Source organism: Pseudoalteromonas sp. McH1-42, assembly GCF_022347845.1.
Taxonomy (GTDB): domain Bacteria; phylum Pseudomonadota; class Gammaproteobacteria; order Enterobacterales; family Alteromonadaceae; genus Pseudoalteromonas; species Pseudoalteromonas rubra_D.
On record NZ_JAKRFU010000004.1, the window covers coordinates 193326 to 217750 of the forward strand.

Annotated in this window: 24 protein-coding genes and 2 tRNA genes; 16 read left to right on the forward strand and 10 right to left on the reverse strand. The window is 43.5% G+C overall.

The genetic code is table 11. From position 1 onward, the window contains the following. Positions 1–242: 242 nt before the first annotated feature. From MHN31_RS05230 to MHN31_RS05240, 3 genes are all read right to left on the reverse strand, one after another. Entirely contained in the window at positions 243–1094 is an 852-nt protein-coding gene (locus tag MHN31_RS05230; protein ID WP_239443630.1) for an alpha/beta hydrolase, read from the reverse strand. Positions 1095–1230: 136 nt separating this feature from the next. Next, entirely contained in the window at positions 1231–1827 is a 597-nt protein-coding gene (locus MHN31_RS05235) for a TetR/AcrR family transcriptional regulator (protein ID WP_125561267.1), read from the reverse strand. Between the two features lie 412 nt (positions 1828–2239). Then, positions 2240–2316: transfer RNA gene (locus MHN31_RS05240), tRNA-Pro, on the reverse strand. Between the two features lie 474 nt (positions 2317–2790). On the opposite strand from MHN31_RS05240, the gene MHN31_RS05245 reads away from it, so the two are divergent. Together MHN31_RS05245 and MHN31_RS05250 are read left to right on the forward strand one after the other, a co-directional pair. Beyond that, positions 2791–3870 carry a hypothetical protein gene (locus MHN31_RS05245; protein ID WP_239443631.1) on the forward strand — a complete coding sequence of 360 codons (1080 nt, stop codon included), beginning with the start codon at positions 2791–2793 and terminating at the stop codon, positions 3868–3870. A 591-nt stretch (positions 3871–4461) separates the two neighbouring features. Beyond that, positions 4462–5274, forward strand: a complete 813-nt coding sequence (locus tag MHN31_RS05250; protein WP_239443632.1) for a hypothetical protein — start codon at positions 4462–4464, stop codon at positions 5272–5274. A 602-nt stretch (positions 5275–5876) separates the two neighbouring features. Here MHN31_RS05250 and MHN31_RS05255 read toward each other — a convergent pair. After that, on the reverse strand, positions 5877–6035 hold the full coding sequence (locus MHN31_RS05255; protein ID WP_164517566.1) for a hypothetical protein: 159 nt from the start codon (positions 6033–6035) through the stop codon (positions 5877–5879). Positions 6036–6747: 712 nt separating this feature from the next. Here MHN31_RS05255 and MHN31_RS05260 point away from each other — a divergent pair. The 12 genes from MHN31_RS05260 (at position 6748) to MHN31_RS05315 (ending at position 16614) form a co-directional block, all read left to right on the forward strand. Next, positions 6748–7509 (forward strand): SDR family oxidoreductase, encoded by a 762-nt coding sequence (locus MHN31_RS05260; RefSeq protein WP_239443633.1) that lies wholly within the window; start codon positions 6748–6750, stop codon positions 7507–7509. An 839-nt stretch (positions 7510–8348) separates the two neighbouring features. Next, the gene (locus tag MHN31_RS05265) at positions 8349–9158 is read left to right on the forward strand and encodes a hypothetical protein (protein WP_239443634.1); all 810 of its coding nucleotides are present in this window, start codon (positions 8349–8351) and stop codon (positions 9156–9158) included. Positions 9159–9177: 19 nt separating this feature from the next. Next, positions 9178–10026 carry an alpha/beta hydrolase gene (locus MHN31_RS05270; RefSeq protein ID WP_239443635.1) on the forward strand — a complete coding sequence of 283 codons (849 nt, stop codon included), beginning with the start codon at positions 9178–9180 and terminating at the stop codon, positions 10024–10026. Next, positions 9989–11464 (forward strand): AMP-binding protein, encoded by a 1476-nt coding sequence (locus MHN31_RS05275; RefSeq protein WP_239443636.1) that lies wholly within the window; start codon positions 9989–9991, stop codon positions 11462–11464. The genes MHN31_RS05270 and MHN31_RS05275 overlap by 38 nt, the downstream gene beginning before the upstream one ends. A gap of 1 nt (position 11465) precedes the next feature. Further along, positions 11466–11708 carry an acyl carrier protein gene (locus MHN31_RS05280; protein WP_164517564.1) on the forward strand — a complete coding sequence of 81 codons (243 nt, stop codon included), beginning with the start codon at positions 11466–11468 and terminating at the stop codon, positions 11706–11708. A 74-nt stretch (positions 11709–11782) separates the two neighbouring features. Next, entirely contained in the window at positions 11783–12691 is a 909-nt protein-coding gene (locus MHN31_RS05285) for a chlorinating enzyme (RefSeq protein ID WP_125561252.1), read from the forward strand. A gap of 99 nt (positions 12692–12790) precedes the next feature. Beyond that, positions 12791–13015, forward strand: a complete 225-nt coding sequence (locus MHN31_RS05290; RefSeq protein WP_239443637.1) for an acyl carrier protein — start codon at positions 12791–12793, stop codon at positions 13013–13015. Then, complete coding sequence (locus tag MHN31_RS05295; protein WP_239443638.1) at positions 13015–13749, forward strand: alpha/beta fold hydrolase; 735 nt, start codon at positions 13015–13017, stop codon at positions 13747–13749. The genes MHN31_RS05290 and MHN31_RS05295 overlap by 1 nt, the downstream gene beginning before the upstream one ends. A gap of 30 nt (positions 13750–13779) precedes the next feature. Next, positions 13780–14343: a GNAT family protein gene (locus tag MHN31_RS05300; protein ID WP_125561246.1), complete on the forward strand. Its 564-nt coding sequence runs from the start codon at positions 13780–13782 to the stop codon at positions 14341–14343. A gap of 10 nt (positions 14344–14353) precedes the next feature. Continuing rightward, positions 14354–15352, forward strand: coding sequence for a succinylglutamate desuccinylase/aspartoacylase family protein (locus tag MHN31_RS05305; protein WP_239443639.1), 999 nt, complete (start codon positions 14354–14356; stop codon positions 15350–15352). 43 nt (positions 15353–15395) lie between these two features. Then, on the forward strand, positions 15396–16226 hold the full coding sequence (locus MHN31_RS05310) for a hypothetical protein (protein ID WP_239443640.1): 831 nt from the start codon (positions 15396–15398) through the stop codon (positions 16224–16226). A 49-nt stretch (positions 16227–16275) separates the two neighbouring features. After that, the gene (locus tag MHN31_RS05315; RefSeq protein WP_239443641.1) at positions 16276–16614 is read left to right on the forward strand and encodes a cupin domain-containing protein; all 339 of its coding nucleotides are present in this window, start codon (positions 16276–16278) and stop codon (positions 16612–16614) included. Between the two features lie 803 nt (positions 16615–17417). Here the strand turns inward: MHN31_RS05315 and MHN31_RS05320 are convergent. After that, positions 17418–18110, reverse strand: a complete 693-nt coding sequence (locus MHN31_RS05320) for a hypothetical protein (RefSeq protein ID WP_239443642.1) — start codon at positions 18108–18110, stop codon at positions 17418–17420. A gap of 165 nt (positions 18111–18275) precedes the next feature. On the opposite strand from MHN31_RS05320, the gene MHN31_RS05325 reads away from it, so the two are divergent. Further along, positions 18276–18458, forward strand: coding sequence for a hypothetical protein (locus MHN31_RS05325; protein WP_239443643.1), 183 nt, complete (start codon positions 18276–18278; stop codon positions 18456–18458). 36 nt (positions 18459–18494) lie between these two features. Here MHN31_RS05325 and MHN31_RS05330 read toward each other — a convergent pair whose 3' ends face one another. Continuing rightward, the gene (locus MHN31_RS05330) at positions 18495–18914 is read right to left on the reverse strand and encodes a hypothetical protein (RefSeq protein WP_239443644.1); all 420 of its coding nucleotides are present in this window, start codon (positions 18912–18914) and stop codon (positions 18495–18497) included. A 308-nt stretch (positions 18915–19222) separates the two neighbouring features. Between MHN31_RS05330 and MHN31_RS05335 the strand changes: the two genes are divergently transcribed. Beyond that, a complete protein-coding gene (locus MHN31_RS05335; protein WP_239443645.1) occupies positions 19223–19504 on the forward strand; it encodes a hypothetical protein in 282 nt (93 codons plus the stop codon). A gap of 70 nt (positions 19505–19574) precedes the next feature. Here MHN31_RS05335 and MHN31_RS05340 read toward each other — a convergent pair whose 3' ends face one another. The 4 genes from MHN31_RS05340 to MHN31_RS05355 all read right to left on the reverse strand — a co-directional run. Continuing rightward, positions 19575–20957: a hypothetical protein gene (locus tag MHN31_RS05340; RefSeq protein ID WP_239443646.1), complete on the reverse strand. Its 1383-nt coding sequence runs from the start codon at positions 20955–20957 to the stop codon at positions 19575–19577. 1528 nt (positions 20958–22485) lie between these two features. Further along, a tRNA-Pro gene (locus tag MHN31_RS05345) sits at positions 22486–22562 on the reverse strand. A 164-nt stretch (positions 22563–22726) separates the two neighbouring features. Beyond that, the gene (locus MHN31_RS05350) at positions 22727–24145 is read right to left on the reverse strand and encodes a sodium:alanine symporter family protein (RefSeq protein ID WP_010385312.1); all 1419 of its coding nucleotides are present in this window, start codon (positions 24143–24145) and stop codon (positions 22727–22729) included. A 93-nt stretch (positions 24146–24238) separates the two neighbouring features. After that, the coding region (locus MHN31_RS05355) for a hypothetical protein (RefSeq protein ID WP_239443647.1) at positions 24239–24425 on the reverse strand (187 nt) is incomplete at its 5' end.

Below are 24425 nucleotides of genomic sequence, written 5' to 3' on the forward strand. Positions count from 1 at the left end.
ACCAGGCATCGGCTTTGGACGTTAAAGCCAATTGTCATTGACGTTGCTCACAGTTTTAGCTGGAAAGGCATTGCAGTATCATAGTGAGCCAGTGCCTTATGACAGTAAGCAAAAACAACTAGACAAAGCCAATTAGGGGCGCTTGTTGATGCTGTGTCAGGTGCTCTGGATCAGAATAGAGCATTACCCTAATAGCCCTGCGCACATAAACAGGCAGCATCTGGCAGGGCAAGTTTTATTGTCTATGCCGATATCAATTCGTCAAACGCTTCTCGTGCTTGATCGCTTTGCAATATCCGGCCATGACCCAGCCCCTGCGTTTCTATCAGTTTGACCTCAGACATTTCAGTGGCTGCGCGTTTAGATACGGTGAACTGTGCAAACCTGTCATATTTATCATGCACGATAATACACGGAGATGTTCTGTTTTTTAATTTCTCAAATGGATCCACTGCTGCCATTGGATAGTTGTACTCACTTTCAACTTTACTGACCACAGAACGAAACAGGCGCATTGAATAGCCGGAACGTTCAATACTGCCAAACAGGTTACTGACATAATCTAATACAGGTGCAATTAACAGCAGTGGCTTGTTATTAAGTTTAGGGTGTTTACATTCAATTGCAGCAGCGCAGCCCATACTGTGCGCAATAACACCTTCAATTTCATTTGTGCTACTTAGCACCGTATCAAGCCCGGATACAAAAGCGGGCAGGTGGCCCATAGAGCCTTCGCTGTTGCCGTGCGCTGGGTGATCAAAGGCCAAAGCGGTATAACCTTGTTGTGCGATGTATTGCATTAACGGGAAGAATTGATTGGCACTGCCAGACCAGCCATGAGTTAATACCCAAACAGGCCCGCTGCCGACCTGATAGGTTTTAAGAAAGCCTTCTCGGGAGGGGATACTCGCCTCAATCATATCACTTGGTACTGTATTTTTCGGTTTTGCCCGCACCGGTGTGAGCAGCAATTTAGTTGCGGTTTTCTCTGCGTGTCTTGGAGCGACTCTGTGATGCGCGCGTGTCATCACATTGAGCATGTGCTTTTTGAAATTAAATCTACTGTCTGATTTAAAGTAAATTTTGTCACTCATATTTATTCCTCTACCTGACAACCATAATTTGTTAACTTTTAAAACGAACGGTCGTGCTTTTAATGTGTTCAAAAAAAGGCTGAAGGTGATCAGCCAGTGTTTTATCCTGTTTTACTCTACTCTGCAGGTGTTAGAGTTAGTCACTTCCATACCAGTCTAGTATTAAACGCTCTACACCGAGCCAGAATCGTTTTGTACTCTCATCCTGTCCATACATGGAGTGATACAAGTGTGCACTCAAATACAGCCCATAGAGCTCAAAAGTGGCTTGTATTGGATCTAAGTCAGATCTAAACTCCTTGTTCTCTATGCCTTTTCCTATCTGAATTTGCAGATAACTTAACCAGCTTTCTATGGCCTGCTTGAGCACTTGTTGCGCAGGTGTTTGGTTAACGCATTTCTCGCGCCAGGCATCTAAGAACATGCAACTGCCCTGAAATGATTGATTCCAGTTGAGCCAGTGATTTAGTAGCGCTGTAATTTTTTCTTTATAACAAGTGCATTTGTCAGCACGGGCAGGCACAATAACTCGCTGTATAAATATTTCGTTGGCATATTCAACAACTGCTGCCTGCAAGTTTTCTTTTGCATTGAAATGCGCAAACAAGCCGCTTTTCGACATACCGCATTGTTTAGCCAGCTCGCCTATCGTCAGGCTTTCCAGGCCATTCTCACTGGCTAACTTAAAAGCGACGCTTAAAATATTATCGCGGGTCTGTTTACCTTTACTCATATATTACTCACTACTACATTAAGTCTATTTATAGCACGACCGTTCTTTTAATGGTAGTAATACCTTTGATAGATGATGGGTGGGGAGGGTAGGCCTCAGATAAGGCTGACTCGATATCAATCATGTTCGCCGCATAGCTGAATATAGATAGAAATAGAGGGAATTGCAACGGGTCTTATGTCTCCCTCAGCGTAGGGTGGTGCATCATTAGGCTGAGTTTTTTTGTTGCGTGACCAGTGTTTGAGTTTTGTTTTTTGACATTAAGTAATTTTATTTGCTTCTCTTTGGCTTTTATTAGAAACAAGTAATGGTTATCAATGACCTAGTCATATTGGGCATTAAAAAATGAGAAATTATAACACTGGATTCGGATGACTTCTAAGAACAAAGAAAACTTTTAGGGGGAGAAGAATGGTCGGCATAGCAGGATTTGAACCTGCGACCCCTGACACCCCATGACAGTGCGCTACCAAGCTGCGCTATATGCCGACTTGGTTGCCACTATAATGATTTTTATCAGAAAGGCAACACCCACTCGTGCGTTTGGGTATTAATTAGACACGCCGTCACTTTGTCAAAGCCAAGGCTAAGTCACCTGTCAGGTTATTAAGACACTTATACATATGTGATGCGGAGTGTTGTGTGTACTAAGCATCAGCATGCTTGCAGTAATCCGCGACAACGACTATACCTTTGCCTCAAATGTTATGAATTTGTTTTAGTAATGAACAGAGCAAACTGACTCAGGTTGATAGGAACGCATCAATGTTTTACAGTAATGCACATCGCATGCTTATGTATGTGTGTAAGTTTAAGCGAATTTTTCTACCCAGTGTCTAAGTTAAATAATAATAATAAACTAAACGAACGGCGCACCGCCATTGAACATGGTCTCCTTAGAGTCGTTCTTGCTTGCGTTTCTTTGTTAAACGAAAAACGTGCTTTTTACAGGTATGGACAGCAATGAATAAAATGGAAAAAATATTTGTAAGTGTAGTAAACAGCCAAGACCCGCTGCATCGAGAATCTTTTGAGTACCAAACTGTATTTCTCAGTAAAGTAAAACCAGATCCAACTAACGGCCGCTTTTTGCCTTGCGCATTAATATCAGATGAAGATGCTAAGTTGTTCATCGAAAAGCGACTCTCCAAGCGACAACTCGTGGAAAAGTATGAAGCTGAAGAACGTGTCATTGTTGGTAAAAATTGCATTATAAACTGTATGAAATATGGCTCCTTTGAATGGAGCAAAGCGCAAAAAAGCATAGACACAATAGTTGAGTTGGGTGACAACATTGCAGTATGTGAAATGATTCAGGTGCCAACGATCTACCCTATTGAAAATGGGGACTTTCAAATATTGACCGGGCACAGGCGATTTTTTGCATTGGTGTATGCAAAAGGGTATGACTCTTATGAGCAGTTCAAGGTATATGATCGCAGACCACTGTTTACTAAGGTTAAGCAATTCCAGGAAAACGCGAGTCGTGAAGACTTACCGCAATATGGTAAGTTACAGGCGTTTCAAAATGCATTGAGCGAGATTAACGCACTGAACAAAGCACGTAAATCCGCCGGGCATAAAGCACTCACCATTAAGGAAGTGGCTGCAAATCTGGGTATCTCTATGGGGGCCTATGATAATTACAATGTGTTGACTCGCTATCCGAGCGTGCTCAGAGCTTACGAAGAAGGCTGCTCGTTATCTTTTCGAAAAGCAAAAAAAATAGTCACTTCTGTTGAGTCTGAATATAAACAAACACATGGTAAGAAAGCGCTTAATGCGCTGGATAAGCAAACCATTTCGGAATCAATTTATGCCCGGGTAACAGGCAAGCATCAGATTCGTAAACTCGCGAGTGATATTTATAAGCTCGAGCCAATTCGTTCAGCTTCGGCCCTGAAGACTTTGCTTACAAATGATGTTACAAAAATTGATTGTGGTGTTAACTGGCAAGAGTTGGACTGGGAAGATCACGCGAGTATTTCTTCCGCATTGATCCAATTAAGCAAGTATCTAAATCAAGATCAGCCTCAGCGTTGAATTCATCTGGGTTTATTCTAAAACTAGCCTTTATCCTTAATGAGGCCGTTGCCGTTTTTGGGGTGTTGAGTGCATTTTGTAAATCACCGCGTTTAGAACATAACCATTGCAATAAGACAAATGTCTAACTTGATAAAGACTAGCTCCCCAAGTATTACTGTATTAAACCGTTTCTGTTCGAAAAATGCACAGCTCATTTTGGGCAGCAATTTGGTTTTTTTACTTCTTATATCTCTACCAAGCATATTTGCTTGAAGCTTTAATTTAGATAAATACTACGTCATAACTTGAACACAGATCCGGGCTGCTTTAAGCGATCAGGTACCAAATGTTGCCGTCTCGATGCGTTATCTTGTTTCGCTGGAACTTGGGGGTGTGAAAAGTTATGTACAGTTTATATTAATCCTATTTACGTAGTTTATGCAGTGGATGTGGGAAAATTGTTGCATATCTCCAGATCTCACCCGTGAGATCTGGAGATATGCGCCGTCAAAAGGGACTGCTGGATGTATAGGCAAACGTATACTCTAAGCTTGCTAGACGCCCAGTATGTAAAAATGATAGCCGTTTGATTAAAAAGGGGTTGAGGGAATGAAGAGAAAATATTTAGCAAGAATGTTTGATATTGCAGGGGCGGAAAGAGTTGATATTTTAACTTTAGAGGATGCTTTTAATGACGTTCATGATGGTGAGTTTGACGTAGTATTACTACGCGTTGAAGCACAGGACAGTGTTGATTTTTGGTGGGAAAAGCACGCTGCACAAGGTATAGGAGACAACACGTATCCAGCTGACGTTAATACTATAGGGATGAGGCTTGGCAAATTACAAAAGGCGTCAGATGATGAATATGAGGCAAGGTCGCAGTTGTATTTTGATTCTGCTAAAGCTGTCAACTCCACACTCAGGCAAACTCCTTACTTTACATTTTTTGAACGAGAGTTAAATGCCAGAGCACTGGAGGTAGAGCAGGATCTGGAAATGCTTATAGCCTCTCGATATGAGTATCCACCGTCGACTGAAAAACATTTCAGTTCTGCACCGTATGCGAATTCTATTTCCTATGCTCGTGCCAGTAAGTTCTGGCCTGTAAAAGAAAGTTACCCGCAAACGGCCGCTTTTCTTACCGTACAAAATGCAACGAATTGCGCAGGGTTTACGATGTGGGATTATTTGCCGGCAAGTCTCGGTGAAGTGGATGAGTTTTCAGCGCTGTACGACAAAGACAAAGACAAGGCTTTGGCTTTTTTGGGTCAATACAGCAGCATAGAAATCAATCCCAGTGAGGGCGACCTCTGTGTTTTTAACTGCCGAAAAATGCACGGTATTAAAACATGTAACACATTGAGAAAAACCATAGGCTCATTCTTCATTAAAGAAGATGGCTGGCGTATGTTCGGCTGAGTTGGATTAGAAAAAGCACTAGTGGTGCTTGCAGTGTCAACGACAGGCAAGGCGAGATTGGTACATAACCCACTTTAACTCTGGTAAATAAGAGATTTTACAACATGTTAGCCCACACTGTTCTCTGGCAATGAGCAAACTCGCCTTCGTTTTTATACAGACCATATGTTAGCAAGCAGCATGCATCCAGCGTATCAATAGATGATTGGACATAGCTGCGTTTCGTGACAGAAATACACCGTGATGAGTCACGTCATTGAGATGGTGGGCGCGGACTTAAGTCTCGCCTGATGCAGTCATAATTTTTAATGTGCCGATGCAGTAAGTGCACATTTATTGATCTAGCGCAAAAAGTAACCACCTAAGCTGAGATAGAATCTGGGTATCGGGTGAAAAAGCGCTTAGATGGTCATAAAATATTGTTTTGGCAATAGCAAATATAACGAGAAAAGCCCGACGCTGTATTGTTAAACTTTGGTGCTGTTAGCACTTAAAGGTGCCATTGAGCTGTTTTATATATCTGGTACTGAAAAGCGCACAGTGTTACATTCTTAAAAGCTCAGGATAAGGCGACTGGCTTTGCCCGTTGTTGCTGTATTAAATTAAGCGCTTTTTGTGGCTGTATGCTCCTCCTTGAGTTTTTTAAGAAATTGATTTTGTACTTCTTCCAGCTTGATGTGAATACCTTGCCGGGTGTTAGATGCGCCTTGTAAATATCCGCTTTTAAAGGCTAACTTAACCAGTTCATCGTTTGTTCTCATAGTCCATGCCTCTGTCTATTTGTTAGGAAACACAGGGTAACGACACTGTAAAATACACAGAATACCTGCAGTACGAAATACGCATTGTGAAAAAAGTATTACGAATAATCCATGAAAAAGTAACATGGTATTCAGATACTTTAAAGTGATTTATGAGTACTTAATTTCAAAGTCTCTTATTATCAACAAAAATACAGCGTAAAGTCATACCTGCCTGGATGGCATCTTCATTGACAAACACAGGAATTCAATCAACGTTTTTAAGCACCCGAACCAAGTTTGTGAAAGGTCTGAAAAAGGTACAAGTCAGATGTGTTAATCTGAGCTGGCCGTTTTATTGTTACTACAAAGGTGTGAGTAATGATTCTGGCCCTGTTATTTGTGTAGGTTGGTAGTCAGTGTTCCTTTGCAGCCCGTCATGTTTAGCCGAATAGATTCAGAAAGACCCTGAACAGTATTTTATTGTTGGTCTTTGCATGACGATCAAAAGTGTATCTGATGTACTTAATTCGCCAGGAACCCAGGAAAACCCGTATTTTATTAATATATTACTTAAGTGTATCGGTTTAACGCTGAGCTGTTTTATGCGGATATCTTTTATGATACAAATCAGGTGTTTGTCACCTCTATGGAACGATAACAAGAACCGAATATGTCTTGCTCCGCGCGCTGGGGTGAGCTTGCTTTATTTCATTTAACCAGGAAAGAACGAATGAATTTTGAGAATAAAAAGGTTGTGATTACGGGTGCAAGCCCGGACTTTGGACAAACTCTGTCTATACTGTTTGCGCAGATGGGGGCTGAACTTTTTTTGTCTGCCAGGACGCTCGAGAAAGTGAACGCGACAGCTAAGCTGGTCAGGGAAGTGGTCCCCGGTGCAAAAATATCGACATTTCAGGTGAATGTTAGCAATCCTGCCGAGATCGAAAAGTTTGCACATGACGTTCGGGAAATATCAGATGACATTGACATTCTCATTAACAATGCATCTTACTGGCTCGAGGGCCATCTTACTGATGTTGATGACGAAGACATAGTTGAAACGATAAATTCAACCGCTACAGGCAGTGTCCTGATGACTAAACATTTCCTGCCATTGCTCAAAAACTCGAAATCACCCGACATCATTTTTGTTAATAGTACAGCCAGCTTAAACAACAATATACACTCGATCGCCAACGAAGCATTTAGTGCGGCTAAGTCAGCTCAATCTACTTTTGCGGACAGGCTTCGCCAACGTATGAAAGGGCAAGGGGTGCGCGTAATTTCGGTGTATCCGCCTAACTTTGATAATCCATCGCCGTTAGATGACGTTCAATGGAATGAGCGCAGATCACATACGCAATTAAGATACCTGAGTGCCCGAAACGTGTTTGAGTGTATTAAATTTGCGTTGTCTCAGGACCGGGTTTGCTCAATCGATAAGATTGTTTTGAGTAATAACAATGCAGCAGAAACCGAGGTGATTGACTAAGCCTGACCCGAGTGCCTCAAAAGATATAGGCCCAGCAGGGTTAGCCGAACATTGAATGATTGAATTGATAAAGATTCATAAATAGCAGGCATGCAAGCGAGCATTTAACAGTTATGTAGGAGATCTCACGGGTGAGATCTCGTTTTATTTGAAAAGCAATACAGATCAGGATGGTTATCATTATCTCAATAAATTATGGCGAGAGAGTGTTGGCTTGCTCAGGCCAATGCGTGAATACATGTCGATACTCGGAGTCGAGCCGATTGAGGAAGTCAGCCCTGTCATTTTGAAAGGTGTTGCATGCATGACAGAATTCCAATCATTTACGGATCAAACAAGGCCAGCATACAGGCTTTGAACGCCAATTTTGCGCAGATCCTTTATCATTGTTGTCTACACTCAGTCGCAGAAGCTGCAGCCGAGTAGTTGATAAATACCGCGGAATTCCATCCTGATACACATACCCTCCAAAGAAATCATAAAAAAACTCCCTGGCTACATTACGTTGAAAACTGCATCAATACTGCTGCCTTAGTTCTGACTTTAATTTAATTAATTATTACTATTCAATAGCTTAAATTTTAAATTTGCTATGATATTGGCTAACTCAATGAGTGCATTGTTGCTGTCATTTTAACTTTCTCTTCGAGTTAACTTAAATCAAAGTAACTTTACATAAAAATAATTTACGTAAAGACTTGACGATCTAAGATACTTTATGGCAACTTAAATACCAATCCAGAGCAACACACATCTGGTTAAGTTTTAGAATAAAAAAACGCTTGCAGGTGATAGAGCAAGTAGTGGAATAACACATAGTCACTAGGGTTGAGGGAAGCATGAAAGAATTTAAGGCAAGAATTTACGATTTTGACGGCACTGCGAAAACGGACTCTTTATCACTTGAGCACGCGTTTAATCTTGTACATGGCGGTGAATACGATGTCATTTTATTACAGGTAGAGTCGCAGCAAGGTGTTGAATTATGGTGGGGAAAGCATGCCGATCTGGCAATGAATGGCCACCGCTATCACACCGGTATCATGACAAGCGGTATGACACTGGGCAAGTTGCAACGGGCTACCAATGAGGAATATCAGGCGACGTCTGAGCTTTATTTTAACTCGGCAAATGTGGTTAACGCAGCGCTTAAGCAAACGCCTTACTTTGAGTTTTTTGAACAGGGTTTGAGCGCAAAAACACTGGAGGTGGAACCCGGACGTGAAATGCTGATTGCATCGCAACGTGAGTATCCACCTTCAACTGAAAAGAACTTTAGCTTTGCACCCCATGCGGACTCTATTTCTTATGCACGGGCAAATGATAGCTGGCCAATTAAAACCTGTTACCCGCAAACGGCTGCCTTTATCACGGTACAAAATGCTGCAAACGAAGCTGGTTTTGTAATGTGGGATTATTTGCCAAGTAGCCGCAGTGAGTTGGATGAGTTTATTGCGCTGTATGGCAAGGATGAAGCACAGGGGATGGAATTCCTGGCGCAGTTCGAAAGTATGGAGATTAACCCGGAAGTAGGTGAACTGTGTATTTTTAATTGTCGCAAAATGCATGGTATTCAGACGTGTGACACGTTACGTAAAACAATCGGCTCGTTCTTTATCAAGCAAGACGGCTGGCGCATATTCGACTGAGTAAATTATGAAAACATTAATGAAAAAATTCATAAATGGGGGCGTGCCAATACTCAGTATGCACACCGAGCGGGTCGAAAACAGGCCTGATGTGATTCTGGTTTTGCCCTTTGGCACTGAACTGGAGGCGGCTAACAGCTTCATTGCGAGCCTGGATCAGACATGCAACCTGTATACGTGGCAAAGCCGTCATATTTTGGACGACAACGATGAATTGCAAGTTCAGGCACTGACCATGGCGTCACATGCTGCGGACTTAGAGCAACTGATTGAAGAATACGCGTTGCACGAACCTGTGATTGTGGGTTACTGCTCCGGCGCTGCCGTGGCACTGCACTTTGCAGCGCGAAGTGACAATTATCAGGCCCTGTTTTTGGTTTTTGGCGAATACGCTTTGGCTGAAAGAAGTAAAGAGTACGAGATACCAGCACATTACTTTGAAGTGGATACTTTGTTGAGAATGGCTGCCAAAAGCCGAGCGTTTAGCACTATGTTAAGCGACAAAATGTCGGATGCGGGTTTTGCCAGTCAGGTTGCGGATGAAGCGAGATTTTTCAATAAACCTTACTTCAATGAATTGTATTTGCATCGTTATGCTTTGAATTATCTGGACTTTGTGAGTCACGATTATCTGGGTGATGCGAAGCAGCTTGAGAAACACGTTTATGTGTATTGCTCCGATGAAGACAAGCACGTCGGCACGGACACGTCAGTGGTGATAAGCAATGCGCTGAGAAACAGCACGCTGGTCAAAGGGAAGTTTGGTGACCACTACGCATTTTGTCGCCCTGAAACAGGCATTTTACAGCAATTAAAAAAGGATATTTCTCATGAAATCAGCAGCAGAGAATGTTTACGCGCAGTTTGAGTTAAGCGTCGCAAAACATCCAGACCGCATTGCGCTGGACAGTGACAAACAACAGCTTAGTTATCGCACTTTATATCAATCGGTGGAGCAGCTCGCAGCGATTTTATCAGAGCAGGGAGTTACGCAGCAGGATGTCGTATTGGTAAAACTTGAGCGCTCCATTGAATTTATCACGGCTGTATTGGCATTGTTGCGAGTCGGTGCGACTTATCTGCCGGTGTCGAACAAGCTCAATGAGTCGGACCTCAGTTTTATGTTGCAAGAAACTCAGGCACGTTTTGTGATTTGTACAGATGTTACATCACTTCCAGGAATGGGCATTGAGGTGCTTGATATTGTGGACATGCTGGCTCAGCAACCCACGCAATCTGCGCCCGGAGTTACCCGCAGTCGTGAAGCGTGTGCCTACATTATGTATACATCGGGTTCAACAGGCAGACCCAAAGGCGTCAGAGTACCTGACAGAGCCATCCAGCGTCTGGTCGTAGATAGTGATTATATCCAAATCACGCCAGAGGATGCGATTTACATGACGGCTGATATTTCATTCGACGCTGCGACCTTTGAAATATGGGGCGCGTTATTAAATGGCGCAAGACTCATTATTGATGGTGCTGAGTTTAGTCCTACCAGGTTTATGCGTAACGTCGCAGCTAAGAAGGCGACTATTGCCTGGCTTACATCTGGGTTATTTCACATGTTGGGTGCGAACCGCCCTGAGGTGTTTCGGCCATTGCGGGCCATCCTTGCTGGTGGAGATGTACTCAGTAGCGCGGTGATCCGCTCCGTGCTGAATACTTGTCCGGATCTGACTGTAATCAATGGCTACGGCCCGACAGAGAATACAACGTTTACATGTTGTTATGTCATGGATGACGTGACCTTACCACAAGACAATGTCCCGATAGGATATCCAATTAGAGGCACTCATATCGCAATTTTGGACGACGAGCTGGAGCATGTGAGTGATGGTGAGTCAGGGATTTTGTATGCCTACGGTGACGGTGTTGCACTGGGGTATGTTGGTGACAGAGATAAAGACAATGCATTTTTCTATAACGAAAAAATCTCCTCAGGGCTGATTTATCGCACTGGCGATAAAGTGAAACGCTTAAACGGAAGAATTCATTTCCTGGGGAGAGAAGATAATCTGGTTAAAGTACGCGGATACCGGGTATCTATGGAGTTTGTTACAGAGAAACTGTATCAGCTCGACTATATAGAAAATGCGTTTGTTCACTTAATTAAAGATCATGCAGGAAATAATGCTTTGAGTGCAAAGGTAACGACTAAAAAGCCTGTGTCTTCGAAATTAATAAAACAAGAACTGGCAACTATGATTTCACCTTATATGGTGCCAGATATTATTGAAGTAAAAGAAAAGTTTAGCTTAAACAAAAATGGCAAAATCGCCAAAAATCAACTTATCGAGGTGTAATATGCAAAACAGTAATCTAGTTAAAGACATTGTGCTGGAAAAAGCACAGACCACATTTAGTGGTATCGAGATTGACGAAAAGACAGACTTTTTCTCAGTTGGGATAAGCTCTCTGGCAGTGGTTAACTTTCAGATGGAAGTTGAGCAAGCGCTGAACTGCACGGTCGAAACATCCGAGTTAATGGCTAATTCGACTTTAGGTGACTGGGTCAACCTTTACCAGTCTGCAGCGCAAACAAACTGATTTAATTAACATCAACTAAAACCAAACTTATTTAAATAAACCAATTTAATCAAATTTTTATTAAGGAAAATACAATGAGCTTTTATCTAACTGAAGAAGAAATCCAACAAATGCGTACAAACGGTTATATCGGTCCATTTGACCTATATGAGCGAGACGAAATTCTTGAGAAGTACAAGAATATCCGTGCCAAAATGTTTGACCGTAAAAATGCCGCCTATGACCTGGATCACACCAGCGTAGTATCTGGCTATGACCGTCACCTGGATATTGACGCGCTCAGCGAACACGTTATGAATCCGATTATTGTTAACAAGGTAAATTCAATTCTGGGCCCGGATTTAATCTGCTGGCGTTCAGAGATGTTCCCTAAATATCCGGGTGATGAAGGCACAGATTGGCACCAGGCAGATACCTTTTCTCACGCATCTGGCGCGCCTCAAATCAGATGGCCAGGTGAAAGCGACTTTGGTGGTGCAATCACCGTATGGACTGCACTGACAGATGTGTCTGAAGAAGTAGGCTGCTTGTGCTTCATTCCGGGTACACATGAAGAAATGTACTACGACGAATCAAAAGACATGGAATATACACCTGATGAAGTGAACGCGCTTGAAAAAGACGGTGTAAAACGCGGATTCTTTGGCTATGACTATCGCAACCTGCAAAAGGACCCAAGCTGGAAGCCGGATGAGTCTCAGGCCGTACCAATCAAAATGAAAGCCGGTCAGTTCGTGATTTTCTGGTCAACCCTGATGCACTCATCATTACCAAATATCACAAAAGACCAAACTCGACTGGGCTTTGCTGCGCGCTATGTGCCTGCTGCGGTCGATATTTACCCTGACACTGATTCAGTCACAGAGTACGGCAGTGAACTGTCACTTGAAAGGTATGGCGTGGTTTCAGTATCCGGTGAGCGTAATGATAGCCATAACCGAGTTCTGGATGAGAGCCTGAATGGGTTTAGCTTTGAGCGCTAAGTCATTGTATCGCGTCGTGAAGCTTCTTACTTCGTAGCATTGGCCTGATGAGTTCACAGGCAAGTAAGAAGCTTAATTCGCTCGTAAAGGAGAGTTGAAATGCAAACACAAGAAAAGGTTTTAAGCATAGTCGCTTCGCTGGTAAAGGATGTACCGGCACTTGCTCTGGATACGCAGATTAATGATTTAAATATCAGTTCCATGCAGGCAGTGATGATGGTGAGTGAGATTGAATCTACTTTCAACATTGCTTTACCAATGCAAGAGTTCTATGTACGTGAGTGTATACAGGATCTGGTTCAGTTTGTTGAGGAGGCTGCGTAATGTGGTTGAAACACATTAGCTCTGGGGGCACTTCGTCTGCAAGGGTGATCTGTTTTGGGCACGCTGGTGCCAGCCACGTTGATTTTGTTAAATGGCGAGATCTTCTGCCTTCAAACATAGAGATCATTGCCATTGCATTACCAGGACGGTGTGAGCGGGTGAAGGAAACACCAGTAAACGACATTCAGGTATTGGTACGTGAGATTGCCGCGGCAGTTGCAGAGTTGCCGACGATGCCAACCAGTTTTTATGGTCATAGCTTTGGTGCCGTGCTCGCTTATGAAACTGCTGCATTTTGCACTATACATGGACTTTTACCTGAACTGCAACGAGTGATTTTGTCAGCCAGCGCTTTGGAAAAACGCCGTATTCTGCAAGGCGTCAATATTGCGGATATGGATGCCGTATTGTCGGTGTTTATCGAGCGTCAGTACATCAGTGAGCAGTACGCACAAAATAAAAAGCTCATGTCTTTGGTACTCCCATACTTGCTGGCAGATATTTGCTGCAAAGAAGAGTGGGAAATTGATAACACTATCAAGTTGGCAGTGCCGATCCATACGGTGGCATGGGACGAGGATGCCCTGGTTGACCCATCGCAGGTGCACAGTTGGGTTGTACGCAGTGAAGTGCCCCAGTTGTGTCGTCAGGTGACGTTACCAGGCGCACACCTGGCATATTTAAATTCACCAGCTGAGTTTATCGAAACAATTAATGAGTTCATCGCTGAATAGTTAAGGAACCAAGCGGATAAGGAGCGCGTCGTGCAAGATTTATGGAAAAGTGTCCGGGTCAGAGCATTTCAGGAGTCGGATATAGACCAGCATATTGCGTACTGGCACAACCCCGAGAACACCTTTCTTGAAGATTTGGGGGTTGACCGGCAGCGGTTGATACCTGCGCACAAAATGCGTGAACAACTGCAATATGTACTCAACAAGATGCCCCAGGCATGTAGTTTGTTGACTATTGAGTATCAGGGACAGGCCATCGGCGTACATGAATTAACGGATATAGTTGAACAGGAGAGTGGGGTAATGCATGCCAGTATCTGGACTTCGGAATTTCGTGGTCTGGGCATCGGCAAAGTGTCTTACGTAAAGGCCATGCAGTGGTACTTCGAGCACTTGCCATTGCAGCGGATCCTCTTTAAAACGCCGAAAAATAACCGAGCAGCGAACAAACTAAAGCAAACGCTCAAGATTAAACAGGTTGGTGAATGCACTTATGAACTCCCCATATTCGGCCGACCGATTGAAGCCCATTTATATGAGATGACGCGCAGCGCGTTTGAGCACCAGGTTGCGCTTGCTGCGCCCAGGGAATGAGGAGAAAACCATGGACAAACAGGTAGATCAGGCGCTGGCAAGGTTTAGTGCGTTTCGAAGCGCAAAGACGCTGGGCAATTTTTCAGTAGAACAAATTGATGAATGGGGATTTACTCTGGTGCCGAAAGGACGTGAATCGGAAGACGGCAGTTCCCATAGCGAACTGACCCTTATCGCACTGAACCACGGCAATGAAGTGGGCGGACTGGCAGTACTAAATGCCTTATGCCAGGAGATTGACAATGGTCAGTTAACCCCGGATTTACGGATCACATTTTTATTGGGTAACGTTGCCGCAGCTAAAGCAGGTAAACGTTATCTGGAACAGGATATTAATCGCACTTTTAACACTCAGGCACACGACAGCCTTGAATCACAAAGAGCAAAACAACTGGAGCCCATTGTCAGAAACTCCCGGTTTATCCTGGATTTTCACCAGACAATAGAGCCGACCAATACGCCGTTTTTTGTGTATCAATATAATCGACTCGCTGCACTGTTTGCGCATGCAGTAGACAACGCGCTACCGGTGATCACCCACAAACAGTCAACAGCAAGTAAGCTCGGGGGCATGCGGTGTGATGAATTTGGTACCCACTGTGGGTGTGTGTCGATTGCGCTGGAACTAAGCCAAAAAGGATTCGACCAACAAGGCATTAAGCTAGGGGTATTGGCTGCTAAGCGCGCAGTGGCTGCTGTTGAAAATTGGACAGAAGTTAAATCACAGGCCCCGAAACAAGTAAACCCAATGTGGACCTGGTCACATATTGAGACATATCCGCAAGAATATGTGCAGTTACATACCGGGCTGCAGAACTTTACTGAAGTTGAAGCCGGGCAATTACTGGGTCACACGCAATTAGGGATTGCGGTACAGGCTGCTCAGTCGGGCGCTTTACTGTTCCCCAAACACATTAAAGTGGGTGAGCCAAAACCGGGCGAGCTGTATCGCATCTTAAAACAAGTCAATTACTTTGCTACGTCAGGCCCGGGCAGGGCGGTGGCGTAATAAACAGAATTTTAATTACTCATAAATTTATTAAGGAAAAGTCATGAAACATAATTACGTAAGCTCAATAAAAAAATGGACCGTCGCACTGGCCACAGGTTTGCTGCTCACCAGTGGGGCCGCGATGGCAAAGAAAGGGGTGACAACGCCAGACGGGTTTGAATCTGTACTCGTTCTGATGGGAACAGGCACCATTGATAAGCATAACCCGGAGCCTCATCCGGGGGTTATTAACTGTGATGGCCTGATCTGTGACGGTGAGTTTTTCCAGAAGGAGATCATGGGCCGTACAGATGCTGAAATTGCTGAAGTTGCGCAGCAGGCAAAAACGTTTTACCTCGAACGGTTTGGACTGGTTGCCGATGATCTGGTCGCAAATAATCGCGCCACGTTCAACAGCTTTACTTTGAATCCGGATTTTGAGTATCGACTGCAAATTGCCACGGGCATGAAAGCAAAAGGCGAAGGCTGGATCATTCGCGATGGCGGTTTTAACCTTACGATCACCGACCCTCAGGGAGTACCCATGGCCGGTGAAATGACGGGCCGTTTAGCCAAGCCGGGTGATCAGTTCCTGTTCGGCAGTTACAACATTCTGGTAACGAATAAAAAGGGAAAACCGAAAAAAGAACTGGTTATTGACTATCGCTCGCGCGTTCCTGCGGTTTCAGATGAAGACGGTTTCAGGTTGCAAAGCTTCCTGTCGAGTGAAGAGTTTGGTGAAGGTTTGGTACTGGGCACCATCTTAACCAGAGACGGCGCCGATGAAACAATCAAAGTGAACGGCCGTACTGTGATTTCTTTCCCGGCCGAAACACAACTTGATTCATTCCCGGCTTTCCCGGCCTTTGACGATAAACCTAAAAGCAAATAACACAAACCTGAAGGGGCATAGCCCCCTTCACCTTTTAATGGTGGTGAGTATGGATAACAAAATAAATATAAGCGAGGCGTTAGCATCGGTAACGGAACATTGGTCACAACGCGTGCTTGGTGAGGCAAATGGCCAGTTATATAAGGTGGCCAAAGGGCTGGGCGCAACAAACTGGCACAAACATGACGACCAGGACGAATTGTTCATCCTGTATCAGGGCCAGTTGAACATTGAACTCAGAGACAAAACCATCGAACTGAAGCCACAAGATATGTTTATCGTACCAAAAGGCGCAGAGCACAGAGCCGTCGCGCCAGTTGAAGCAGAGTTTGTGATTGTGGGTATGAACATTACATCGACCAAAGAAGGCGGAAAACCGAATAAATAGAAAATGTGTTTTAGGAGCAATAAGGGAGATTAAAGCGCAGATTGCTGGTGGTGTGAGAAAGAATGGTCGGCATAGCAGGATTTGAACCTGCGACCCCTGACACCCCATGACTGCGTAGATGTCGGTGCTATTACTATGTTTTAGATGTGGTTTTTATGGTTTTGGGTGGGGTGTTAAATCATCAAATTTTCGCTATTTATGCCTTTAAAGTCGCGGGCTACAGAGGGAGTTTTGCACGGCCTTTGTCCATAAAAACAGTTTGTTCCTATTGTCAAAGGTGAGTTGTATAAGCTTGGGCATGAAACTTAAAAGTGTAATTGAAGTTTACCCTAACTGTTTTTATTGAAGAGTATGAAGATGGCCCGAGAAAGCTTATTGATTATGTTCTAGGGCCAAGAGCAAAGAAGTGTAGATACTTAAAGCTATCTAGAAGGCCGTCAATTTATATGTAAATCTCTATTGTGGCCGCAAAAGTCACAGAATTGAGCATCATCAGTGTACTCAAAACTAGGACAATCACATATACTGCATCCATAACCACAGCATGTGTCGTTATCTACGACAAGCTCTACCTTCCCTTTCTTGATCGGTTTCTGGTTTTTATCGTCAGCGTGGTTGTGTTGATGTTTCAGCACTGTACTATTCATGATTATTCCTTAAACATTTTTACCATAGGGTGAACGGTAGCTTTGACCTACCAACCAATTGTTTAGCAGAAAAATGATAAGAAAGAAATGTATGGAACTAATAAAATATTCAGTGATGAATTATACTTTTGTTGAAATCTCGAATTATATAAATCCCTATTTAATCTCCGCAAATGGTACTTCCACCCATTCAATATGGTTCTTAGTGTAAATCTTGGTGCTTTTTGCGTCGGTGTGCGCCATCCTGGATTGGGGGTCTACGCCCTGGGTGTCAAACAGGTGGGCGGATAGGGCGCGGATTTCGTGGAAGGTGGGGCGCTGGTCTTTTTCTAAGTGGTCACAGCAGCCCAGTTCGTCACGGATTTTTGAAAACGTGCGGCTGATGTAATCGGGGGTTAGCTGGGTGACGTGATTTACTTCTTTGCTGATCTTACGTTTACTCTTTGCCGGCAGTCGGTGGACCACGTAATCACTAAGCAGGTTGTCACGGCTGCGGTCGATGATGTTCTTTATCTCATCACCAATAGGAATGGCCACATGCGCAGCTTCTTTTTTCTCTGTCTTTTGACGGTGAATGTACAGTATGCCGTAAACTTTGCCCTGGGGCGTTTCCTCCAGAACCTGGAACCAGACGCAGCCACAGGCTTTGCTGTTGGGCTTTTTAATTTTGTATTTTATGCGTGAAATTTCCAGGCGCGCATGGGTTGTCTGCAGTGACAGTTCCATTGCGGTTTGCAGCCAGAGCGGGGCGGCTTCGTGGATTGCGTCGTACCATTCCTTTTTCAACCGGTTACGCTGTTTTGTGCTAATGCGGCGCATCTTTTTGAGCTCAGCAGGGTTGGTTGGCATAAGGCTTTCATCGACCGCATAAGAGAACAGCTTTTTAAGCCAGCAAGTAGTTCAAGTGACACCCACCGGTAAATTCACAGACCAATTTGAACCTGCCATGAGAAAATTCAGTTTGAAACGCCCAGAGTGCTTCCAAGAACGGTTAAGCTGATCACTGATAATTTGATGAGTAAGTCGGAGCTTGCAAGTGAACTTGGGCTTTCGCCACATATGGCGGAGAAGCTGCTGAGCTTACCCATGGGCTATTTTGAGGATGCGCAACATAGCGGTAATGTTGTTGAGCTTAAGAGCCGTTTTCGCTCAGGGCAGACTAAAAACGACAAGGCTGATGTCGTAAAAATTTTTTAGAGTGTTCCCCGCGTGCGCGGGGAACGATCCTTATCTTTAGGTATGCATTTCCATTAATACGCTTATTACCAAGCAGACAAAGAACGTGAATCCTATGAAGATGAACGTGGCATTTAAGGTGAAGAATAGAGCCCATTTATTTTTATATAGGCTTTCTCTTGCCTTTTCGTAATGTGTTGCAGGCCCGCCTTCCGCTCCTTCCAGTATCACCACTGCCTTTGCAAACTCATCGGCTGCACTGAGGTAGCCTGCGTTTAGTCTAAACAAAAAGGTGGTGAGCAGCACCCCAAAAGATGCGACTGCAACTAAGATCGATGGGGGAAATTTCGATTGGCAAAACAGGTAACCCCAAGCTGACAATACAACTAAACCTTGAACCAAGGTCAAGATTCTGACATTTAAACTGCAGGTTGAGTAGTGTCTTATAAAATGACAACCCTCAGAGTATTTGTCCATCAATATGCTCCTATATAAAGCTAATAATCTAATGGAACTAAGCTTTCTCTTTTGCCAGCTTAACGCTGTAAAACGCATCATCTAGCTCATGCACTGCTTCTAGGTAATAATATTTACCGGATTTTCTGACGTACTTTCCTGTTTTTGGTAGCTGCATAGTTGATCCTTTTAAATGCTACTGAAGGTTTGCTAGTATGTTAATGTTAAAGTGGCGTTTTTGGCAAGTTTGAAGGTAGCTCAAGCATATATTGCAGAATGACCTTCAGCCGTTAAAAACTGGTTACATGGGGTTATTTCAAGGAAATTAAATGAATGATGAAAAATCTAAAAAATTAAGGGATGCGGCAAACTTAGGACCTAGAGCGCCCACATACAGCGACAATCCTCACGCCGAAGATTCGGATGCTTTTGATCTGTATGAGCGAAAAGTTACTCAGCGAATAAAGCGAATGGAGAATGTGAAGTGCGAATCATATCCAATTGGCGAGGAACCTGTGTACGGACATTATGGCGAGCTAAAAGGAAGTAAGTTTGTTAAAGAGAAAAAGCCCGTCAAAACCAATGGTTATGCTGCTGCTAAAATGAAGTAGTGTGCCGCTGGTTGCTTTCTTTGACTGTTACCCAGTTTTTAAGCTGGGTAGTATTAATATTACTATCAGCTTATGGTAGAACCGTTGTGGCGGTTTCTACAGCCTTACACCATTGAAACAAGTAATTACCTGTCACTCCATACAGCGAGTTTTCGGCGGCCTTTTTGATGGTTTCGAACATTGAGGGGGAAGCCGACTGAATCGTTTGTAGTGCCTGTATGGTTTCTTCTTCGTTGGATTTGTTGTTAATAGCTTCGCTGATGATATTGAGCGCGCTTTGAAGTTCGGGTTTGTGTTGATGCGCCTCTATCATTTTTGAAATGATCTGGTGACATGAATCCAGCAAATCGCTTTTGCCTGTAGATAGTTCACCAATAATGATCTGGGATTGGTCCATGTGGTGCATCTGCTGGCCCAGTTTCTGCCTTAAAAATGCTACGTCGTCCTCAAGGGTGCCGATTCGGCCTTCGTAGTTTTCTTTAGTTAGTGCAAGTAACTCCCGTGTTTGTTTTACTTCTAGCTTGGCCATTTCCAGTTTATTGCTAAGCGCCAGTATGTGTACTTTATCTTCTAGTAGTGATTCTGGTGGGGAGTCATTGGTTACTACCAGAGCGTAGTTTTCCAGTGTTCTTTCTATAATTTCTTTGGTTCCGTCCGGTGCTGTAATTAGCATTCTAACAATGTTGTTGTCTTGCTCAATTCTGACCTTGACGGCGATGTCTGGATATTTTTGTTTTACTACCTCGCCAAAGTAAGACAGTATGCTTATACAAGATTGCGTATATTCTTCCGGGAATTCTATGACGCGTTCAATTTTGTCCTCATTAGTATAAGAAGCCTGATTATATTCAAAGATTTCTAAAGGGCCTTCTTCAAATGCAATCCCTAAAATAACCATTGGAGGAAAGTCGGCGAGATCTATGTAACTATCTAGGTCATTGAGGCAATCTTCGAAGAAGAATTGGTCGGTGCGAATGTTTCTCCTTACGTTTCCATGTAACTCATTGTTAATATTAACTATCTTCTTGGATGCTTTAGTTGACTTGTTACATGAGACTAGTATTGGAAGATCAACTGTGCCACTGCTTACACCCATTTTACTTTTTACGAAAAGCCAATCTAGTAATTCGCTACTACTAAGAGTGATGAAACTCAACGAAGCTTTTTTGAATGTCGCTTCGTATTTTTTTTCGGCGCTCATATGGTCATTACTCTCTAACTTCCACCGTAGTCTTTTCATATAGTTATTTAGACAAGTTCTCACATCTAAATTCGTAATGTAGTGGGGGAGCGGGTATGTTATAGCTGTAGTTCGAAGTCGATTGTGTTTGGGGTTAGAGATGAAAGTTTGATTCAAGGCCGATACAGCCGTATTGATGTCTGAAAAAACGCGCTCGTTTTCTTGTAAGCGAACCCATCCACCATTGATGCTTATGACGTTAGTTATTTCCATATTTTTACCAAGTTAATCTGTATTTTTAGCCCTTTTGAAAGGCTGTAAAATTATCTTTTGAGTAAGCTCTCAACCTATCGATATTTAGTCGGTCATCAGCTATAAAAGAGTTTTGCAATACTGCTTCGCCTACGAACGAAATTAATACAGCAAAATTGATATTTCAAGTAAATGAGGCCTTGTTGATCAAATCTAGATAGCTTAGGTAATACCGAGATTTCAACTGTTTGCCTGATATTCAGGCATACCTAGCCCAGTCATTCTATTGCGTATTTTCACTTTGATCATCGCTTCACAGCTTTTAAGTGACACCCACCGGTAAATCCCTGTTAGCATCGGGTACTTTCTTAGTGCCTGGTATTAACGTTTTCATGATAAGGTGCTATTTCCATTTGTACACTCCCTCCAAGCCCGGAGTATTCTTGCGGTCCAGTTTCGCAAGTGATAATTTTATGCGGGTATTTGTGTTTACTGTGTATAAGGATATAGACCAATGATTTGCCCAAGATGTAAGTACGAGCGAAAGGAAACTGATCTGAACCCCGACTGGGAGTGCCCTCAATGTGGTGTTGCGTATGTTAAAGTTGTACCAATGCCGCCAGCGGACTCCACCAACAACACTCAAGTAGCTCTCAAAAAGCCGAGAGATTTGGCCAGAAATGAGGTTCTGATCATCAGTTTTGTGTGCCTTTGTATAGGTTTCTTTAGTGGCCGAGAGTATTTAAAGTACGAAATCCGCTCATCAATGCTGGGAGCTTTCTCTTCCATAAAAAGCGGCTGGTTCTCAGGGGCTGAAAAAAAGAAAGTGATAAAGAGGATTCAGAAAAGCCTGAGATTATTTCACCAAGAGTCCTAAATAAAACGTATCACGATTACGAATACGACTCCAATATTTGGTTTGACGTAGACTGGAATACATCAGAACTTAGTAAGCCCACCAGAGCAATCAAAGGGGTTTTGATTTTCGCTGACCTATTTGGTGAACCTCGCTTTAAGCTGAAGACAACAATTAATTTGCCCATGTCTCCAAACGAACCTGCATATCAAAAGGGAGTAGGTTTTGACTACAATAAATATAATCAATCACATCACTGGATGAAAGTAACCAGCCTTGAAGATATGACTTTTAAATTCGATGTAAGAAGTGTGAAATACGCCGACGGCTCAATTGAATCATTCGAGTGAGGCACTTGAGTGTGGTTTATGTTGAGAATACCCGTGTTAATTTGTACTAGTGTGATTTAACACGGGATACTGACGGTCTAAGAGCTTAAGTAGCTTTTAAATGAAAGTAGCTTATAAGTGACACCACAGGGTCTATTTGCAACCTCTTCAACAGTGGCTAATTATCGTTGATATAAACCCGCTTATCTGCACGCATGCATCGGCCTGTTAATTCAACCAGTGAATATAATAAGATTGCTATGAATGAGTACGAGTTTTGAATTGAGTTTTGCACTTATTTTGCACAGGTGTGTGTCTAGGACTTTAGAATAGGATAAAACTTTAATGTTATGAGGGGGTTAAATGGTCGGCATAGCAGGATTTGAACCTGCGACCCCTGACACCCCATGACAGTGCGCTACCAAGCTGCGCTATATGCCGACTTGGGGTTCACTATAATGATTTTTTGATGAAAGGCAATAAGTAATTGTTTCAATTGAATGTTATTTGTACTTAATTGGTTTGGCTGCGGATTTGTTGCACAGTTTATTTGCAGAGGATAGAAAAAGAGGGGAGGTAGCATAAGCTGCTACCTCGGTAATGGATTACTTGTGCCAGATGCCTTTAGGCAGAGTCTTTAACACTTCAGGTTTTTGCGAAGGGTCAAAAACAGGGGTTTTGCCTTGTTTAAGCTGGGCACGATAGTCTTTAGCCAACCAGATAACAATGCCGGATAGCATGAACAACGCGACTACGTTGACGATGGCCATCAGGCCCATTGAGATGTCGGCAAGTGTCCAAATCAAACCAAGCTCGCCGACCGCACCAAACATCACCATAGCAAGTACACAGGCTCGGAAGATAAAAAGGCCTTTAGGATGGTTGTGCTCAAGGAACAGCAAGTTGGTTTCTGCATAACTATAGTTAGCAACAATGGATGTAAAGGCAAAGAACAGGATAGCGATGGCAACAAAAATCGCGCCCCAGTCACCGACATGCTCAACCAGTGCAGCCTGTGTTAATTGAATTCCTGTTACACCAGACTCGGGTACAAGCTGGTTTGACAACAGAATAAGTGCCGCTGTGGCACTACAGATAACAATGGTATCAACAAATACGCCAAGCATCTGAACATAGCCCTGTGAAGCTGGGTGGTTTGGATTCGGTGTTGCGCTTGCTGCGGCGTTTGCAGCGCTACCCATACCGGCTTCGTTAGAGAACAGGCCGCGTTTAATCCCCTGGATCATGGCCTGCATCACAGCATAACCTACGGCACCGCCTGCGGCTTGTTCAAAACCAAGCGCACTGTTAATGATCAGCATAAAGACGTCAGGTAATTGGCTGGCGTTCATGACACATACAACGATGGCCAGCAATAAATAGGCGATAGCCATAAATGGCACGGCCAGCTCGGCAAATCTTGCTATGGTCTTAAGGCCACCAAAGATAATAAAGGCCGAACCACAGACTAGCAAAAGACCCATTACGTATTTAGGCACGTCAAAGGCAACTTCAAATGCTGCGGCAATCGAATTCGCTTGTACGGCATTAAACACTAAGCCAAACGCCAGGATAAGACATAAAGAGAAGAGCACACCCATCCAACGCTTGTTCAGGCCATACTCCATATAATAAGCAGGACCACCACGGAAGTTGCCTTCATCGTCTTTGGTTTTGTATAGCTGAGCCAGTGCACTTTCTGCAAAGCTTGTCGCCATGCCGATAAGCGCGATTAGCCACATCCAAAAAATAGCACCTGGCCCACCTAAATAGAGTGCAACAGCAACACCGGCCATATTACCGGTTCCTACCCGGGCGGCAAGGGAGGTACAAAAAGCCTGGAAAGAAGAGATACCGTCTTTGGCGCCGCTTCGGCTGTTTGCCATCACTTTAATCATGTATGGGAATTGGGTGAATTGAATGAAACCCAGTCGGAGGGTAAAGAAAACACCTGCTGCAATTAATAGGTATATAAGTATATGACCCCACAGCAAGCCGCTTATTGTATTAAAAAAGTCAGCCATTGGATTACGACCCTTATTATAGATATAGCAGAACGGGTAAATAAGGTGGCGTAATTTACCACAGGACCGCGTTCAACTCTAAATATTATTGTCTTATCCACAGGTTTTTGTGGGTAACTTGTGTGGTGTTTGTGCGGTTTTTTGGGGTAAAAAATTAATCCAAAAAAGTGCTAAAAAGCGCTTGCGCTGGGTTTCGATTTCCCTATAATGCGCATCCACCGACACGGGGCACAACGCTGAAAAGCAACGAGCCAACGAGTTGGGAGTCAAATAAAACTTG

Coding starts and splice junctions, on each gene's coding strand:
- MHN31_RS05230 (WP_239443630.1), bottom strand. CDS start 1,094: ATGAGTGACAAAATTTACTTTAAATCAGACAGTAGATTTAATTTCAAA.
- MHN31_RS05235 (WP_125561267.1), bottom strand. CDS start 1,827: ATGAGTAAAGGTAAACAGACCCGCGATAATATTTTAAGCGTCGCTTTT.
- MHN31_RS05245 (WP_239443631.1), top strand. CDS start 2,791: ATGAATAAAATGGAAAAAATATTTGTAAGTGTAGTAAACAGCCAAGAC.
- MHN31_RS05250 (WP_239443632.1), top strand. CDS start 4,462: ATGAAGAGAAAATATTTAGCAAGAATGTTTGATATTGCAGGGGCGGAA.
- MHN31_RS05255 (WP_164517566.1), bottom strand. CDS start 6,035: ATGAGAACAAACGATGAACTGGTTAAGTTAGCCTTTAAAAGCGGATAT.
- MHN31_RS05260 (WP_239443633.1), top strand. CDS start 6,748: ATGAATTTTGAGAATAAAAAGGTTGTGATTACGGGTGCAAGCCCGGAC.
- MHN31_RS05265 (WP_239443634.1), top strand. CDS start 8,349: ATGAAAGAATTTAAGGCAAGAATTTACGATTTTGACGGCACTGCGAAA.
- MHN31_RS05270 (WP_239443635.1), top strand. CDS start 9,178: ATGAAAAAATTCATAAATGGGGGCGTGCCAATACTCAGTATGCACACC.
- MHN31_RS05275 (WP_239443636.1), top strand. CDS start 9,989: ATGAAATCAGCAGCAGAGAATGTTTACGCGCAGTTTGAGTTAAGCGTC.
- MHN31_RS05280 (WP_164517564.1), top strand. CDS start 11,466: ATGCAAAACAGTAATCTAGTTAAAGACATTGTGCTGGAAAAAGCACAG.
- MHN31_RS05285 (WP_125561252.1), top strand. CDS start 11,783: ATGAGCTTTTATCTAACTGAAGAAGAAATCCAACAAATGCGTACAAAC.
- MHN31_RS05290 (WP_239443637.1), top strand. CDS start 12,791: ATGCAAACACAAGAAAAGGTTTTAAGCATAGTCGCTTCGCTGGTAAAG.
- MHN31_RS05295 (WP_239443638.1), top strand. CDS start 13,015: ATGTGGTTGAAACACATTAGCTCTGGGGGCACTTCGTCTGCAAGGGTG.
- MHN31_RS05305 (WP_239443639.1), top strand. CDS start 14,354: ATGGACAAACAGGTAGATCAGGCGCTGGCAAGGTTTAGTGCGTTTCGA.
- MHN31_RS05310 (WP_239443640.1), top strand. CDS start 15,396: ATGAAACATAATTACGTAAGCTCAATAAAAAAATGGACCGTCGCACTG.
- MHN31_RS05315 (WP_239443641.1), top strand. CDS start 16,276: ATGGATAACAAAATAAATATAAGCGAGGCGTTAGCATCGGTAACGGAA.
- MHN31_RS05320 (WP_239443642.1), bottom strand. CDS start 18,110: ATGCCAACCAACCCTGCTGAGCTCAAAAAGATGCGCCGCATTAGCACA.
- MHN31_RS05325 (WP_239443643.1), top strand. CDS start 18,276: ATGAGTAAGTCGGAGCTTGCAAGTGAACTTGGGCTTTCGCCACATATG.
- MHN31_RS05330 (WP_239443644.1), bottom strand. CDS start 18,914: ATGGACAAATACTCTGAGGGTTGTCATTTTATAAGACACTACTCAACC.
- MHN31_RS05335 (WP_239443645.1), top strand. CDS start 19,223: ATGAATGATGAAAAATCTAAAAAATTAAGGGATGCGGCAAACTTAGGA.
- MHN31_RS05340 (WP_239443646.1), bottom strand. CDS start 20,957: ATGGAAATAACTAACGTCATAAGCATCAATGGTGGATGGGTTCGCTTA.
- MHN31_RS05350 (WP_010385312.1), bottom strand. CDS start 24,145: ATGGCTGACTTTTTTAATACAATAAGCGGCTTGCTGTGGGGTCATATA.